Below are 14,984 nucleotides of genomic sequence, written 5' to 3'. Positions count from 1 at the left end.
ACGAGGCTCTGCTCGGATCCGACCGGCTCCGTGCCGCCGGGCGTATTCGGGCGCGCACCCACACTCGTGCCTGCCCCTGCATGCTGTGAGCAATTCGGCGCTGGCACGGCGTGGCAATTGGAGCCGAGCTGGGAAAACATAGAGAGTGGGAGCGTGATGACAGAGAGCAAGAGTGCCGTGACGCCGCCGGTCGGCCAAGCGCTGAACGATATCGTCAAACGCGTCTCTGAGACGCGCTTCCCGCTGCGGACCGGTGACTTCGAAGACGCTCGCGGCGCGCACGCGGCGCTGACCGCAGAGCTCAATGACTACGTTCTGCCTCGGATCAACCGCTCCCGGACCCCGTTTCTCATCGCGGTCGGCGGATCGACCGGTGCCGGGAAGTCGACGTTGGTGAACTCCCTCGTGGGGCGGGCTGTCAGCCCCGCCGGAGTGCGTCGTCCGACGACGGGCAACCCGGTTGTCATCCACAATCCCGCCGATGCCAAGTTCTTCGAATCCGAGCACTATCTGCCGGATCTCCCACGCAGCAGCGACCCGGAATCGGCGGTGCCCGGCGTCGTCATGGTCGCCGATGAGAACATCGCCCCGGGCACAGCGATCCTCGACTGCCCGGACATCGACTCGATCTCCGAGACGAACCGTGCACTCTCACGCAGGACCCTGCTCAGCGCCGATCTGTGGCTGTTCGTCACCACGGCCAACCGCTACGCCGATGCCGCCCCTTGGGCGCTGCTGAAGACGGCCGCAGCCCGTGACACTTCCGTTGCCATCGTCCTCGACCGGGTTCCGCCCGAGGCGAATCGCGAAGTCAGGCACCATCTCTCAAGCCTGCTCTCGGACGCCGGACTGGCGAACTCACCGATCTTCTCCGTGGCCGAGCTCGAACTCGAGAACGGTCTGCTGCCGCATTCGGCGATCTATCCGATCCGTTCCTGGATCTCTCAGGTCGGTGCCGAAGGAACGTCTCTCGAGCGCATCCGGACACGCACCCTCACCGGCGCGGTCGCTGCGCTGCCTGCCCGTGTCCGCGAGCTCGCCGACTTCGCACAGTCGCAGGAACAGGCGCACGCCGCACTGGCGGGATCCCTCGAGGAGAGTTTCCGCTCGGCCGATGCGGGGCTGGCCGAAGTGTTCTCGGACGGCCGTGTGCTCCACGGCGAGGTCAACGCTCGTTGGCAGGACTTCGTGGGTACGGGGCAGCTGTTCCGCGGCCTCGAGCCGACGATGGCGCGGATGCGCGATCGCATCTCGGCGGCCGTGACCGGCAAACACGATGCGGCGACCCCGCTGCATGTCGCGATCCTGCGCAGCGCCGCTGTGTCGCTGCGTGAGCAGGCCATCGCTGTGGTCGACGACGTCAACACCGAATGGCGCAATACCGCGGCAGGTGCGGCCCTCATCGAGGATCAGGCCGAACTGCGGCAGGTCGCCAGCGATCTTGAGGAGTCAGTGAAGGCCGCCGTCAGCGCGTGGTCGGACGACGTCAACGCGCTGGTGCGCGACATCGGGCAGGGAAAGAAGTCCAAGGCCCGGATCCTCTCCTTCGGAGTGGCGGGTGTCTGCGCGGTCGTCGAATATGCGGCGTTCTCGGACCCGCAGCGTCCGCTCGGCAAACAGCAGAGCGAACGCCAGGGTGCAGGAGTCGCCGTCAACTTGGCTGAAACGATCTTCGGCGAATCCGAAGCCGCCGGCATCATCGCCTCGATCCGCCAGCGCTTCTTCGACGCTGCGACTGGAATCGTGAGAGGCTGCCGGACCCCGTTCGACAACGCTCTGAGAATATCCGCGGTACCGGCGCGGCAAGCGGGCGCGCTGCGCGCCTCCGGTGAACGACTTGAGGTGGCATTGTGAACAGTTCTGCACAGACCGAGATCCGACGACTGGCCGAAGGGATCCGGCATTCGCTGTCGCTCAATGAGGACAAACTCGCCGGAGACGTTCGAGCCGATGCCCAAAATCTGCTCGACCGGGCCGAGGACCGATTGGGCCTGGGCGAGGACTTCACCGTTGTCGCCTTCGCGGGATCGACCGGTTCGGGCAAGTCTTCGCTGTTCAACGCGGTGGCAGGTCTCGAGATCGCCCGCGTGGGGGTTCGGAGGCCGACGACGTCACGGCCGACAGCCTGCGTGTGGGGAGACGGCGGAAACGACGTCCTCAACTGGCTGCATGTTCCCGAACGCAGCCGCACCTGGCGCGAATCCGCCCTCGACGGTGACGACCAGCGCCGACTGCACGGACTCATCCTCCTCGACCTGCCCGATCACGATTCGACCGCGGTCGAGCATCGGGTCGAATCCGATCGTCTGGTCGGCCTCGTCGACGTTGTGTTCTGGGTCGTCGATCCGCAGAAGTACGCCGATTTCTCCCTGCACTCGGAGTATCTGACGAAACTCGCCGAGAACAGCGCAAATATGGTCGTCGTCCTCAACCAGATCGACAAGCTCAGTCCGGAAGAGCAGAAGGCGGCGGCCGACCATCTGCGACAGCTGCTCAATGAAGACGGTCTCAGCGAAACGAATGTGCGCGTCTCCTCAGCAGCGACCCGTGAGGGCATTCCCGAGCTGCGCAGCATCCTCGCCGATACCGTCGACTCGAATGAAGCGGCCGCCGAACGACTGCTGGCGGATATGCAGGCCATGGCCAAACGGATCCGGAAGGAACTCGGCGAGCCCGTCGCCCCTCCGGACGAACTGCCAGGAGCTTCCCGCCTCGTCGAGACGATGTCCGATGCCGCCGGCGTCGACGCCGTGGCGCAGACGGTTCACGATGATTACATTCGTCGTGCCTATCGCAAGACCGGGTATCCCGTTCTCGCGTGGATGCAGCGCAATGCTCCGGATCCACTCGGCGCCAAGCACGGACAGGACCGTGACGAACTCGTCCGCGCCTCGGTCCCGGCGACCACCAAGGCGCAGAGTGCGCACGTGCGATTGATGGCCCACGAACTGATCACCGAATCGGTGTCCACGATGCCCCGAGCGTGGCAGAACGACGCCGCCGAAGCGGAGAAGAGAAGCACAGACGAGCTCTCCGACAACCTCGACTCGGCCATCACCGCTGTGGAGATCACCCGGCGTCGTCCCGGTTGGTGGTCGCTTGCACACACCCTGCAGATCGTCTTCTTCATCGCCACGATCATCGGAATCGTCGGTGTCGTCGCCTCCGCCCTGGCCGCGGCGATCGGTTCCGGAACGCTGCCGGCTTGGTGCTGGGTGGTGAGCATCGGACTGCTCGTGATCGGTGTGATCGGCTCCGTGATCACCTCGCTGATGGCGAAATCGGCGCGGAACAGAGGGGCCAGCGAAGCGGGTGCCGAAGTCGACGCCAGACTGCGGGACGCGGTCGGTCAGGTTGCGCAGAGCTCCTACCTCGAACCGGTGAAGGCTGTCATCGGTGAGCATCGGCGGGCATACGAAATGCTCACCTGAGACTTCAGCGCACAATGAGTGCGACTCGGTCTCCTGTGCCCTGTGGATGGAAAAGCGTCATCCACAGGGCATTTTCAATCTCTGGACGGGGGAGGACGGTTCCGGGCTGACTGGAGGACCACGCGACCGCCGAGGATCGCGTGCCGCCATCCAGTCGAAGAGGAGACACCGATGTCCGCCATTCCAATCACCGTCACCGGCACCATCGCCACCGAACCCACTGCTCGCACGCTGCCGTCCGGGCGGGCCTGTGCGTCCTTCCGCCTTGCCGTCAATCACTGGAGAGTCGACAGAGGCACCGGGGAATTCATCAACGACGGCACCTCCTGGTTCGGCATCGACTGCTACGGAGATCTGGCCAGCAATTCCTCCATGTCGCTGGGCAAAGGCACCGCGGTCATCGTCACCGGCAGTCTGCGCAACCGCGAGTGGGAAACCGAAGAGCGAAGCGGCGTCGCCCCGACCGTCGTCGCCGACCACATCGGTCCCGACCTGCGCTACGGAACCGCGCACTACCGGAGGGCCAAGGGACAGGACCGGACAGAGAATCAGCCGTCGAAAGCGCCGGAGGACACCGGCACGGCTGAGAGCGATGGCTGGGAGGGCCTCGGTTCTCCTTCTGCAGCCGAGGTGGCGACTGCTGCTCGCACGACCGGTGCCGGTGAGCGCCCATCGTCCGATGCCGACACCTCGGTCGCTGAGGGGGAGGCGTCGGCGGCTGAAAGCGATGGAGCCGACCAAGAGGGAACGGGCAGCAGCGCTGCGACGGGCGACAACGACGGGCCCAGCGCGGACGATACCGCGATCGCGGCAGTGACCGCTGCCGCGGCGGCGCCGTTCTGATCGATTCGCTGCCACCGCCAGCCGCCTCGATCGGTTAAAGTGAGACTGTCAATCGTCCCCTCTCGCCGAGGTTTCAGATGCGTCTTGTTCCTGTGCTGGGTGCCGCAGCACTGACTCTGGCATTGTCGGGCTGCTCCCTTCTGGGCTTCGGCGGCGACGACGCCAAACCCGAACCGAAGACGACTCACGCTGCTCCCGTGGCCGAGGTGGACAAGGTGCTCAAGGCACTCAAACCGATCACGGGGGACAAGGACTCGGTCCCGTCGACGAAGAAGTTCTTCACCACGATGCTCGACGCCGGTTACGAGCCCGATCAGCTTGAAGCCACACTCGACGCCTCGCCATTGGGCAACGATGTCCCATCGAAGATGTTTGGAGTCAAGACCGACAAGGGCTGTGTCGTCGGAGAGATCCGGTCGGGGAAGGCGACGGCAGAACTCGTGGAGCCCACAGAGTCGACGGGTTCCTGCCTGTTCGGCGAGGTCGACAGGCCGAAGGGGGTCAAGGCTCCGAAGGGGGAGAAGCGGGACGAAGAAGGTGACTCCAACGGCAAGGGCCACCTGCCGGGGGAGGATATCAACGGCAAGGACGAGCAGACAGAGACTCCGCAGCCGAGCGAGGACTCTCCAAGCTCCGACGGCAGTTCCGGTTCCTCGGACGAGGCCCCTTCGCTCGGCGGCGGCTGAACGCCAATTAACGCTTGAGCGCGCGGAAACGATAGCCTGAGGACACTATGGCCGAATTCATCTACACCATGCACAAAGCGCGCAAAGCGCACGGTGACAAAGTCATCCTCGACGATGTATCGATGTCGTTCTACCCAGGAGCGAAGATCGGTATGGTCGGCCCCAACGGCGCCGGCAAATCGACGATCCTCAAGATCATGGCGGGACTCGAGCAGCCCTCGAACGGCGAAGCTCGACTCAGCCCCGGTTACTCCGTGGGCATCCTTCTGCAGGAACCGCCCCTGAACGAAGAGAAGACAGTCCTCGGCAACGTCGAAGAAGGCGTCGGCGAGATCAAGGCGAAGGTCGACCGCTTCAATGCGATCTCCGAGGAGATGGCCAGTCCCGATGCGGACTTCGACGCCCTCATGGAAGAGATGGGCAAGCTCCAGGAAGCCATCGACGCGGCCGACGCGTGGGATCTCGACTCGCAGCTCGAACAGGCGATGGACGCTCTGCGCTGCCCGCCGCCGGATGCCGAGGTCTCGGTGCTCTCCGGCGGTGAGCGCCGCCGCGTGGCCCTGTGCAAGCTCCTCCTCGAGAAGCCGGACCTGCTGCTTCTCGACGAGCCGACGAACCACCTCGATGCCGAATCCGTGCTGTGGCTCGAGCAGCACCTGAAGACCTACCCGGGAGCGGTCATCGCGATCACTCACGATAGGTACTTCCTCGATCATGTCGCCGAATGGATCGCCGAGATCGACCGCGGTCACCTCTACCCCTATGAGGGCAACTACTCGACCTACCTGGAGAAGAAGCAGGAGCGCCTCCAGGTCCAGGGCAAGAAGGACGCCAAACTCTCTAAGCGGCTGAAAGACGAACTCGAGTGGGTGCGTTCGAATCCGAAGGCGAAGCAGACGAAGTCCAAGGCACGTCTGGCCCGCTATGAGGAGATGGCCGCAGAAGCGGAGAAGACCCGCAAGCTCGACTTCGAAGAGATCCAGATCCCTGCCGGTCCCCGCCTCGGAGATGTCGTCATCGAGGCCGATAACCTGCAGAAGGGCTTCGACGGTCGTCAGCTCATCGATGGTCTGAGCTTCTCGCTGCCGCGCAACGGCATCGTCGGTGTCATCGGCCCCAATGGCGTCGGTAAGACGACGCTGTTCAAGACGATCGTCGGGATCGAAGAGCTCGACGGCGGCGATCTCAAAGTCGGCGACACCGTCAAGCTCTCCTATGTCGACCAGTCGCGCGGCGGAATCGACCCGGACAAGAGCCTGTGGGAAGTCGTCTCCGATGGACTCGACTTCATTCAGGTCGGTGCGGTGGAGATGCCTTCGCGTGCCTATGTCTCAGCGTTCGGATTCAAAGGTCCGGACCAGCAGAAGAAGGCCGGCGTCCTCTCCGGCGGTGAGCGCAACCGTCTCAACCTCGCACTCACCCTCAAACAGGGCGGAAACCTCCTTCTCCTCGATGAGCCGACTAACGACCTCGACGTCGAAACCCTGGGTTCCTTGGAGAACGCGCTTCTCGAGTTCCCGGGCTGTGCCGTGGTGGTCTCCCACGACCGGTGGTTCCTCGACCGTGTGGCCACACACATTCTGGCGTGGGAAGGCACCGAGGAGAATCCGGCGAACTGGTACTGGTTCGAAGGCAACTTCGAGTCGTACGAGAAGAACAAGGTCGAACGCCTCGGTGAGGATGCGGCGCGACCGCATCGGGTCACGCACCGTCGTCTCACCCGCGACTGAGCCTCACCGGCCGCAGCCGCCGATTCTCCACAGAAGTGCCTCCGCCCGGTGGCGGGGGCACTTCTGTGTCCGGTCAGCGCTGATCGAATGATTCTGCTGCTCTGTTCGGCTCTCAACCGGCGTGCGCAGATCGTCGACTGGCCGCTGACCGAGTGTACGGTTCAGCGTTCGGATGGGCGCAGAAGCGCTCCGAGACCCTTGAACAGGAGGCGGATGAGAACTGTGCCGATGACCCCGCTGATGACCGACAGGATCGCGCAGACCCCGATAGGCAGATCGGTTCTGCCGTTGAGCGCGGCGAGGGTGAGGAGCGCGATGACGATGAACAGGGCCACGTTCACCAGGCGGCTGAGGATCGTGCCGATGACGTCCATCATCGTCGGGTCGCTCGGCATCGGATCGTTCTTCACCGGCTCTCCTTGACCCGGACCATGCCCTCCTGCGCCACCGTGGCCAGCAGCGTCCCGTCCTGGGAGAAGATCCGTCCGTAACCGAGACCCCGTCCGCCCTGTGCCGCCGGTGACTCCTGAACGTAGAGCATCCACTCGTCGACCTTGACCCGACGATGCCACCACATGGCGTGGTCGAGGCTGGCGACCCGCAGACCGGGGCTCCTCCACGTCAGCCGGTGATGACGGAGAACAGGTTCGAGGAGGTTGAAGTCGCTGGCATAGGCCAAAGCTGCGGCATTGAGGACGGGGTCGTCGCCGAAGGGGGCACTGGCCCGGAACCATGAATGCTGCTCGGTGATCGAGGGATCGGAGACCCCTGAGGTGTGCAGGGACGGTTCGACCGGGCGGACTTCGAAGGGACGTTTGCGCAGCCAGTCGGTGACGACCGCCGAATCCTCGTCGCCGATGTAGTCGAGCAGCTCCGGGCAGTCCTCGGGAGCCGGCAGACCGGTGGGCATCAGCTCGGCGTGGTCGAGACCGGGCTGTTCGTCCTGGAACGAGGCGCTCAGCGAAAGGATCGGCGCGCCCTTCTGATAGGCGTGGACGCGCCGGGCCGAGAACGAACGGCCGTCGCGCAGGCGCTCGACACCGAATTCGATCGGTTCGCTGACATCCCCGGCACGGAGGAAATAGCCGTGCAGGGAATGGATGAGCCGGTCGGAGGGCAGAGTCGCTGCCGCCGCGATGACGCACTGGGCCAGCACCTGACCGCCGTAGACACGACCATCGGGTTTGTACTGGCTGTGGCCGATGAAGAAGTCCGTTTCGCTCGACGCCGAGGTGAACTCGAGCCGCTGCAGATCGAGGATGTCATGCAGCGTCGCCACGTTGGTCTCTGCTTCGGTGGATGCTTCTTCGGTCATAGCTCTCTCCCTGCAACGCCGGTGACTTTTTCGCGTACGGTCCACGATCCTATCGCGTGGGACACCGAGTCGATAAAGGTGGCATGATGGGAAGCATGCACTCAGGCGCCACCGATCCACTGCTCGATGACTTCACCCGTGTACTGCTGGAGCTGAGATGGGGCGATATGGATGCCTACGGGCATGTCAACAATGTCACCCAGCTCAGGCTGCTCGAAGAGGCTCGTGTACGCGCGCTGGGATCCCCGACCCACAGCTCCGATGCTCCGACGACGCCCGGCCGGCACGGAGTGTCCGATGCTGTCAGTGGGGTGAAGATCCCCACGATCTTCGCTGACGCATCGGCGACGACCGAGCTGCTAGTGGCCTCCCACGCGATCGAATACCGCGCACCGATGCCCTACCGCACCGGACCCGTCGCGGTCGATCTGGTCATCAGCGAAGTCAGGGCCGCCTCGGTGACGGTCGGCTACACCATCTGCGAACCCGACGGTTCGCAGGTCTACACGGTCGCCGAGACCGTCATCGTCTTCATCGACATCGCCAGCGGCCGACCGCGTCGCCTCAACGAAGCCGAGACCGCAGCGATGGAATCCGTCCTCGGCACCGCCGTTCCGCTGCGGAGGGCACGCCGATGACCACATTGCAGATCGCCGACCCGCTGGCGATGCGGGATCTCGCCTCTTTCACCACCCTGGCCCACCGTGCCGATTCCGACGGTGCGATGCGGCTGCAGGTCGTCTCCAACGTCCTCGCCGCCTCCGTGGCGCCGCTGTTCCCCCACGGATTGGGCGATTCGACGCCCCTGGTCCTGGCCATGCGGACTCTGCGCCTGCATGATTCCGAGCTCGACGGACTGGACGAAGCAGTGCCGCTGTCGAACCTGCTCGACCGCTTCGCTCGGGAGGAGAACGGCACGGCTCTGCCCGTGCCCCCGAACTCCGTGCTCGTCTCGTGGACGGGCATCGCGCCTCCGCGCGGAGGATGGCAGACAACGGACACGATTTCGGTGGGCGGTCTGCACGAGACCGCAGCACAGGGTGTGGCCGAGATCAGCAGCGGAGCGCCGGAAGGTTCAGGGGCTCACGCGGTCAAGGCGCTGCGCTCCCGAATCTGGTCGCGCGAAATGTTCGGCGACCAGGGTACGGCCGTGCCCAGCGGGCTCGCCTTCGCGGCCACGGCCCTGCGTTTCATTCCTGCGGCAGGACGCGATGATGACCGCGAACTGACCATCATGGAATCCGCGGGATGGCTGCGTCTCGTCACTCCGGGCGGGCACCTGCTCACTCGGATCCGCGGCTGAGCCGAATCGTGCTCACCCGCCTTCGACGCTGAGCCGGCGCTCGCTGAGCGGCGCCTTCGACGCTGAGTCCGAGCTCGCTCAGCGGATATTCGGATTGGCCGTATTCACCATCGCCGTCGCGGCTCGCTGGAAGTAGTCCCAGAAGATCTCGTCGTAGAGCGGGGCCAGAGCGACATCGTCGAGTGCCGCACGCATGCAGCGCAGCCACCGGTCACGGGCATCGAAGTCGATCGGATAGTCGAAATGACGCATCCGCAGCCGCGGATGCCCCCGTTCCTCCTGATACGTCGAAGGACCCCCGAAGTACTGTTCGAGGAAGGTCTGCAGGCGATGCTTCGCGCCCTCGAGCTCGTGGCCGTCAGGGTACATGGCGATGAGCTGAGCATCCGCGTCGACGTGCTGGTAGAACACATCGACGAGACGGCTGAAGGTTTCGTGGCCTCCGACGGCGGCGAACACCGAATCGTCAGTCGTCTGCGTCATCGTTCGATCCTTCGCTCGGGGAGTCTTCCTGGACGGTGCTGCGGATCTCCTGGTCGCTGGGCAGCGCCGAGGGCTTGTCCTCGGCGGTCGCAGTCGACTTCGTCGGTGCGGCACCGACGGTGCTCTGCGCACGCTGGGCAGATGAGTCCGCGCCGGTCGTGGAAGCAGCGGTGGTGGCGGCATCCTCGGTGGTCGGCAGTGTGCGCAGGACCGTCTCCTGCATCATACCGATCTGTCCGCCGCGCTCGGCCAGCTGGGTCATGAGTTCGGCGCGGAATGCGCGTTCGACCATCCACTGCAGGTTCGGTTTGGTTTTGACCATTGTGCGGATGACTCGGTACGAACCGGACAGGGACTGGACACCGGCGATCTCCGGGTCTTCGAGCATCGCCTTGGCGATCTCGGGGTCCTGCTTCAGCTTGTGGGTGATCTGTGCGGCCATCTCGCGGAAGTCGTCCATCGAGGTCCGGTAGTCGATGGGGATGTCGAGGACCGCGCGAGCCCAGCCCTGCGACAGGTTGCCCACGCGCAGGATCTCACCATTGCGCACATGCCACAGGGTGCCGGTGAGGTCACGGACCTGAGTGCGGCGCAGACCGACGTCCTCGACCTCGCCGACGGCCTCACCGAGGTCAACGGTGTCACCGATGCCGTACTGGTCCTCGATGACGATGAAGAACCCGGAGAGGTAGTCGCGGACGAGCTCCTGGGCACCGAAGGCGATGGCGACACCTGCGATACCGGCAGAGGCGAGGATCGGGGCGATGTTGAAGCTGAGCGCGTCGAGGATCATCAGCGCAGCGATCACACTGATGAGGATCGTCGTCACCGACGACAGCATCCGTCCCACGGTCCTCGCCCGCTGCGCACGGCGCTGCTTGATCGTCTGCTGATCGATCCCGGTGCGCTGCGCTTCCATCGCCGTGGCCGAGAACTTCGCGAGACCGGCACCTTCGGCCTTCTCGCTGCCGACCGTGCCCTTGGCCACCGCCGTCGTGAAACGACGGATGAAGAGACGCACGATGAGATTGACGATGATGGCACCGACGATGATGACGGTGATCCGCAGCGGGGCTCCGAGGAGGAAGGACCAATCGAAGTCACCTGCGGCTTGAACTGTGGATTCCAATGGATCAGAAGTCATGGTGCCCCGAGACTAACGCGCGAGGTTCAACGATCCCTTGGAAGCGCTGGACACCCGCTGAACCCGCAGCGCCCTCTCGGCATCGGCGAGGTTCTCTCGCATCAGCCTCAGCAGGCCCTTCGGAGCCGAAGGGTGGTCATCGAGCCAGCGTCGGGTCGCCTCGACTGTGTCGGAACTCACCGGCGGGAACAGACGCACTGTCATCGTCTGAGCCATCTCCAGGGTTCGAGTCTCCCACCAGCCTGCGACGCGGGCGAAGTACTCGTCTGCGAAGGGACCCAGCGGAGCCGCCGCGGCGATGCTCTCACCCGACGACGTCTGCAGACCCGTGGCGAATCCCAAAGCGAGCGCGCTGAGTTCGGAGTTCGGCAGATCCGCCTCATCGACGAGGCGGGTGAACGCCCACGATTTCGCCTCCGTCGTCGGCCGGGAGGCACGAGCGGTTGCGGCCCGCCGGACTCCGGTGGCGCTGGGATCCTTGCGGCTCATCGCCTCGAGCGCAGCCTCATCTGCGCCGTCATGGGCGCAGAGGGCGACGAGAATGTCCCAGGACAGGTCCGTGTCGATGGCGATCCCGTGAACCCTCTCGGTCTCAGGCAGCAACCAGGACCGCAGCCGGTCGAGCTGGCCGGTCGTGGTTGCGTGCTTGACGAAGCCCTGGACGAACTGGAACGCCTGATCGGTGCCTTCGTCCACGGTTTCGAGGAGTTCGAAGAAGCGATCGGCCAGCCGGGCGTGCATCGCCTCGCGCTGCTGCGGAGGCAGATACGCCGAGACCGCGGTCTCGAGCTGGCGCATCTGCGTGAGCAGACCAGAGGAATGCGTGATCGCCCCCAGATGGGCGGTGATGGTGTCGATGTAGTCATGGACGGGCCGTTCACCGTCGCGGACCTCATCCCAGAGAGTGGCGAGGATGAGCAGCTGGGTGAGCGAATCGTCGAAGTCACTCAGACGCTTGGCAGCGGTGTCCATGCTGTGGGCGTCGAAGCGGACCTTCGCGTAGCTGAGGTCGGCGTCATTGACGACGATGACGTCGGGACGGGCCAGCCCCTCGGCCTCGACCACCTCGGCGGATTCGGAATCGATGTCGAGGGAGAAGGAATGGGTGCGCACCATGCGGCCGGTCTCGGACTCCGAATAGAAGCCGATGGCAAGACGGTGGGGCCGCAGCGACGGGGTGGGCTGTCCTGCGATCTCCCACGGACGCTGTGTCACCTGCAGACGCGTGATGACTTCGCTGTTGCCTTCAGCCGCGGGGTCGGACTCGGTCTCGACGGCAGCTTCGAGGAGGTTGACGCCGGATTCCTCGAGCCACAGCTTCGACCAGCTGGCCAGATCCCGCCCCGAGGTGGCCTCGAGCTCGTCGAGGAGGTCGGAGAGTTCCGTGTTCGACCACGCATGTTTGTCGAAGTAGCGTCTGAGTCCGGCGAAGAACTCCTCCCGCCCGACCCAGGCCACCAGCTGCTTGAGCACCGAAGCGCCCTTGGCGTAGGTGATGCCGTCGAAGTTGACCTCGACATCGGCGAGGTCTTCGATGGGCGCGACGATCGGGTGGGTGCTCGGCAGCTGATCCTGTCGGTACGCCCACGACTTCTCGATCGTGGCGAAGGTCGTCCATGCGTCGGCGAACTCCGTCGCCTCGGCGGTGGCCAGCGTCGACATGAATTCGGCGAAGGACTCGTTGAGCCACAGATCGTTCCACCAGCGCATGGTCACGAGGTCGCCGAACCACATGTGGGCGAGTTCATGGAGGATGGTCACCGTGCGTCGTTCGACCAATGCCTCGGTCGGCCGCGACCGGAAGACGTAGTTCTCCAGGATCGTCACGGCCCCGGCGTTCTCCATCGCTCCGGCATTGAACTCCGGCACGAAGAGCTGGTCGTACTTCTCGAACGGGTAGGCGATCCCGAACTCCCGTTCGAAGAACTCGAAGCCGGCCTTTGTGATGCGGAACAGTTTGGCCGAGTCGAGGTGCTCGAGCAGCGAAGCCCGGCAGTACAGGCCCAAGGGCACGATCGAACCGTCCGAGGACGTCAGCTTCGAATGCACGGACCGGTAGGGGCCGGCGATGATGGCAGTGATGTAGGACGAGATCGGCGTGGTGGGAGCGAACTGCCACACGGCCGTCCCCTCGATGGGCTCCTCGTCGAGCTCGGCGAAGGTCTCCTTCGGGCTGCTCGGCGTGGGGGTGGGGGAGTTCGAGACGACCGTCCACTTCTCGGGAGCGATGACGGTGAAGGAGTACGGGGATTTGATGTCGGGCTGCTCGAAGACGGGGAAGACGCGGCGGGCGTCGGGGACTTCGAATTGGGAGTACAGGTAGACCTCGTCGTCGATCGGGTCGACGAAGCGGTGCAGGCCCTCACCGGTATTCATGTAGTAGAAGCGGGCATCGACGATGAGTTCGTTCTCAGCGGCCAGGCCGGGCAGAGTGATGCGCGCCGGTCCGACCACCTCGGCGAGGTCGAGGTCGACGTCGTTGAGACGCACGCGCTCGACACTGGCGGTGATGGCGTCGATGAACGTCGACGAGTCCGGCACCGCGGTGAAGCGGATCCGCGAGCGGACGCGGAAGCTCTCACCGACTCCCGTGAGGATCAGGGTGTGATCGTAGCTCGTGACGTCCACGAGGGCGGAACGTTCGCGGGCTTCATCGCGGGTGAGGTTGTATTGCGGCACAGTGTGGCGACCTTCGCTTCGGGAACCGGGTGTACTGGGTCATTCTTTCATGGACACGTCATCGGGCAAGGACCTCGGCTCCGATGCCCGTGATTCGATCGCGTTCCCCGTACCCGCTCGGCCTTGATAGATTGAACAGCGCAACGTCGGGTGGCCGGCTTCGGTGCCCACGACCGAATGGAAGAGGAGAGACAGTGAGCAAGGAAACACTCGATCTGTGGTTCGATACGGCCTGCCCCTGGGCCTGGATGACCTCCCGCTGGGGCCTCGAAGTGGCCAAGGTGCGCGATGTCGAGGTGAGGTTCCGGCCCATGAGCCTCAACTTCCTCAACCGCGACAAGGACATCGACGCTGACTACCGGGCACTGATGGACCGGGCGCTGGCGCCGATGCGCATCGTCACCGCCGCGATCGCCGAACACGGAGAAGAGGTGGCCGAGCCCCTCTACACCGCCATCGGCACCCGTATCCATCCGGGTGGGGAGAAGGACTTCGAGCAGGCCGTCTCCGAGGCCCTCACCGAGGTGGGGCTGCCCGCCGAGCTCATGAAATACGGCGAGACCGACGACTATGACGCGGCTCTCCAGACATCCCACGATGAAGCGCTGGCTCTTGTCGGCGATGATGTCGGAACGCCGATCTGCCGTGTGGCCGGCACCGCGTTCTTCGGACCGGTCGTCACCCCGGCACCGAAGGGCGAGGACGCAGGCCGACTCTTCGACGGTGTCCTCGCGGTCGCTTCGACGCCCGGATTCTTCGAACTCAAACGCACCCGCGACCAGGGTCCGAACTTCGACTGAAGATCCAGCACCACCCGTTCCCGCGCGGATAAAGCGGATAAGACAGCTCCGCAGAGTTCATCGAAAGGCACGCACATGAAGGTTCACCTCGGCACAGATCACGCCGGATTCGATTTCAAACAGGTTCTCAAAGCCCACCTCGCAGAGGCGGGGCACGAGGTCGTCGACCACGGCGCACTCGAATACGACGCCCTCGACGACTATCCGGCGTTCTGCATCGCCGCCGCCCAAGCCGTGGTCGATGACCAGTCCGCCGGAATCGAGGCCCTCGGCGTCGTCATCGGCGGTTCGGGCAACGGCGAGCAGATGGCGGCGAACCTCGTCACGGGCGCACGCACCGCTCTGGCGTGGAACCCGGAGATCTCGAAGCTGGCACGTCAGCACAACAATGCGCAGATCGTCGCCGTCGGCGCCCGCCAGCACCCCGAGGACGAGGCGATCGCCATCGTCGATGCCTTCCTCGCCGAACCGTTCTCCGGCGACGAACGTCACCAGCGCCGGATCTCCATCATGGCCGATTATGAAGAGCAGGGCGCCCAGGCGCTGTGAGACGAACAGTCTGAGGAGGAC

The 14,984-nt window shown here is 64.7% G+C and carries 14 protein-coding genes; 9 read left to right on the top strand and 5 right to left on the bottom strand.

The window, feature by feature from the left end; translation table 11 throughout:
• The first annotated feature begins 156 nt into the window (after positions 1–156).
• From EB836_RS06240 to ettA, 5 genes are all read left to right on the top strand, one after another.
• Positions 157–1,854: a dynamin family protein gene (locus EB836_RS06240; RefSeq protein ID WP_135538615.1), complete on the top strand. Its 1,698-nt coding sequence runs from the start codon at positions 157–159 to the stop codon at positions 1,852–1,854.
• On the top strand, positions 1,851–3,431 hold the full coding sequence (locus EB836_RS06235; protein WP_135538613.1) for a GTPase: 1,581 nt from the start codon (positions 1,851–1,853) through the stop codon (positions 3,429–3,431). The genes EB836_RS06240 and EB836_RS06235 overlap by 4 nt, the downstream gene beginning before the upstream one ends.
• A 171-nt stretch (positions 3,432–3,602) precedes the next feature.
• Positions 3,603–4,274 (top strand): single-stranded DNA-binding protein, encoded by a 672-nt coding sequence (locus EB836_RS06230; RefSeq protein WP_135538611.1) that lies wholly within the window; start codon positions 3,603–3,605, stop codon positions 4,272–4,274.
• 77 nt (positions 4,275–4,351) lie between these two features.
• Positions 4,352–4,960: a hypothetical protein gene (locus tag EB836_RS06225; protein WP_135538609.1), complete on the top strand. Its 609-nt coding sequence runs from the start codon at positions 4,352–4,354 to the stop codon at positions 4,958–4,960.
• A gap of 47 nt (positions 4,961–5,007) precedes the next feature.
• Complete coding sequence (ettA, locus tag EB836_RS06220) at positions 5,008–6,690, top strand: energy-dependent translational throttle protein EttA (protein ID WP_135538607.1); 1,683 nt, start codon at positions 5,008–5,010, stop codon at positions 6,688–6,690.
• Positions 6,691–6,851: 161 nt separating this feature from the next.
• Here ettA and EB836_RS06215 read toward each other — a convergent pair whose 3' ends face one another.
• Complete coding sequence (locus EB836_RS06215) at positions 6,852–7,100, bottom strand: hypothetical protein (protein ID WP_135538605.1); 249 nt, start codon at positions 7,098–7,100, stop codon at positions 6,852–6,854.
• Positions 7,097–8,005: an acyl-CoA thioesterase II gene (locus tag EB836_RS06210; protein ID WP_135538603.1), complete on the bottom strand. Its 909-nt coding sequence runs from the start codon at positions 8,003–8,005 to the stop codon at positions 7,097–7,099. The genes EB836_RS06215 and EB836_RS06210 overlap by 4 nt, the downstream gene beginning before the upstream one ends.
• A gap of 95 nt (positions 8,006–8,100) precedes the next feature.
• On the opposite strand from EB836_RS06210, the gene EB836_RS06205 reads away from it, so the two are divergent.
• Entirely contained in the window at positions 8,101–8,643 is a 543-nt protein-coding gene (locus tag EB836_RS06205) for an acyl-CoA thioesterase (protein WP_135538845.1), read from the top strand.
• Positions 8,640–9,308: a hypothetical protein gene (locus EB836_RS06200; RefSeq protein WP_135538601.1), complete on the top strand. Its 669-nt coding sequence runs from the start codon at positions 8,640–8,642 to the stop codon at positions 9,306–9,308. The genes EB836_RS06205 and EB836_RS06200 overlap by 4 nt, the downstream gene beginning before the upstream one ends.
• Positions 9,309–9,386: 78 nt before the next feature.
• Here EB836_RS06200 and EB836_RS06195 read toward each other — a convergent pair whose 3' ends face one another.
• From EB836_RS06195 to pepN, 3 genes are read right to left on the bottom strand one after another with little or no spacing between them, the layout of a single operon-like run.
• Positions 9,387–9,791 carry a globin gene (locus tag EB836_RS06195; protein WP_135538599.1) on the bottom strand — a complete coding sequence of 135 codons (405 nt, stop codon included), beginning with the start codon at positions 9,789–9,791 and terminating at the stop codon, positions 9,387–9,389.
• Positions 9,775–10,935 (bottom strand): mechanosensitive ion channel family protein, encoded by a 1,161-nt coding sequence (locus EB836_RS06190; RefSeq protein ID WP_135538597.1) that lies wholly within the window; start codon positions 10,933–10,935, stop codon positions 9,775–9,777. Before EB836_RS06190 ends, EB836_RS06195 begins: the two co-directional genes overlap by 17 nt.
• A gap of 12 nt (positions 10,936–10,947) precedes the next feature.
• Positions 10,948–13,614 carry an aminopeptidase N gene (pepN, locus tag EB836_RS06185; protein WP_135538595.1) on the bottom strand — a complete coding sequence of 889 codons (2,667 nt, stop codon included), beginning with the start codon at positions 13,612–13,614 and terminating at the stop codon, positions 10,948–10,950.
• Between the two features lie 194 nt (positions 13,615–13,808).
• Here pepN and EB836_RS06180 point away from each other — a divergent pair, with 194 nt between their 5' ends.
• Both EB836_RS06180 and EB836_RS06175 read left to right on the top strand, forming a co-directional pair.
• Complete coding sequence (locus EB836_RS06180; RefSeq protein ID WP_135538593.1) at positions 13,809–14,414, top strand: DsbA family protein; 606 nt, start codon at positions 13,809–13,811, stop codon at positions 14,412–14,414.
• A gap of 75 nt (positions 14,415–14,489) precedes the next feature.
• Entirely contained in the window at positions 14,490–14,963 is a 474-nt protein-coding gene (locus EB836_RS06175) for a ribose-5-phosphate isomerase (RefSeq protein WP_135538591.1), read from the top strand.
• Positions 14,964–14,984: the final 21 nt, after the last annotated feature.

Source organism: Brevibacterium sp. S111 (genome assembly GCF_004745075.1).
Taxonomy (GTDB): domain Bacteria; phylum Actinomycetota; class Actinomycetes; order Actinomycetales; family Brevibacteriaceae; genus Brevibacterium.
The sequence above is the reverse complement of the archived record's forward strand: the minus strand, read 5'-3'. Positions and strand labels throughout refer to the sequence as shown.

What these genes read in the sequence shown, in the direction of transcription:
- EB836_RS06240 (WP_135538615.1), top strand. Translation starts at nt 157, where the DNA reads ATGACAGAGAGCAAGAGTGCCGTGACGCCGCCGGTCGGCCAAGCGCTG.
- EB836_RS06230 (WP_135538611.1), top strand. Translation starts at nt 3,603, where the DNA reads ATGTCCGCCATTCCAATCACCGTCACCGGCACCATCGCCACCGAACCC.
- EB836_RS06225 (WP_135538609.1), top strand. Translation starts at nt 4,352, where the DNA reads ATGCGTCTTGTTCCTGTGCTGGGTGCCGCAGCACTGACTCTGGCATTG.
- ettA (WP_135538607.1), top strand. Translation starts at nt 5,008, where the DNA reads ATGGCCGAATTCATCTACACCATGCACAAAGCGCGCAAAGCGCACGGT.
- EB836_RS06210 (WP_135538603.1), bottom strand. Translation starts at nt 8,005, where the DNA reads ATGACCGAAGAAGCATCCACCGAAGCAGAGACCAACGTGGCGACGCTG.
- EB836_RS06205 (WP_135538845.1), top strand. Translation starts at nt 8,101, where the DNA reads ATGCACTCAGGCGCCACCGATCCACTGCTCGATGACTTCACCCGTGTA.
- EB836_RS06200 (WP_135538601.1), top strand. Translation starts at nt 8,640, where the DNA reads ATGACCACATTGCAGATCGCCGACCCGCTGGCGATGCGGGATCTCGCC.
- EB836_RS06195 (WP_135538599.1), bottom strand. Translation starts at nt 9,791, where the DNA reads ATGACGCAGACGACTGACGATTCGGTGTTCGCCGCCGTCGGAGGCCAC.
- EB836_RS06190 (WP_135538597.1), bottom strand. Translation starts at nt 10,935, where the DNA reads ATGACTTCTGATCCATTGGAATCCACAGTTCAAGCCGCAGGTGACTTC.
- EB836_RS06175 (WP_135538591.1), top strand. Translation starts at nt 14,490, where the DNA reads ATGAAGGTTCACCTCGGCACAGATCACGCCGGATTCGATTTCAAACAG.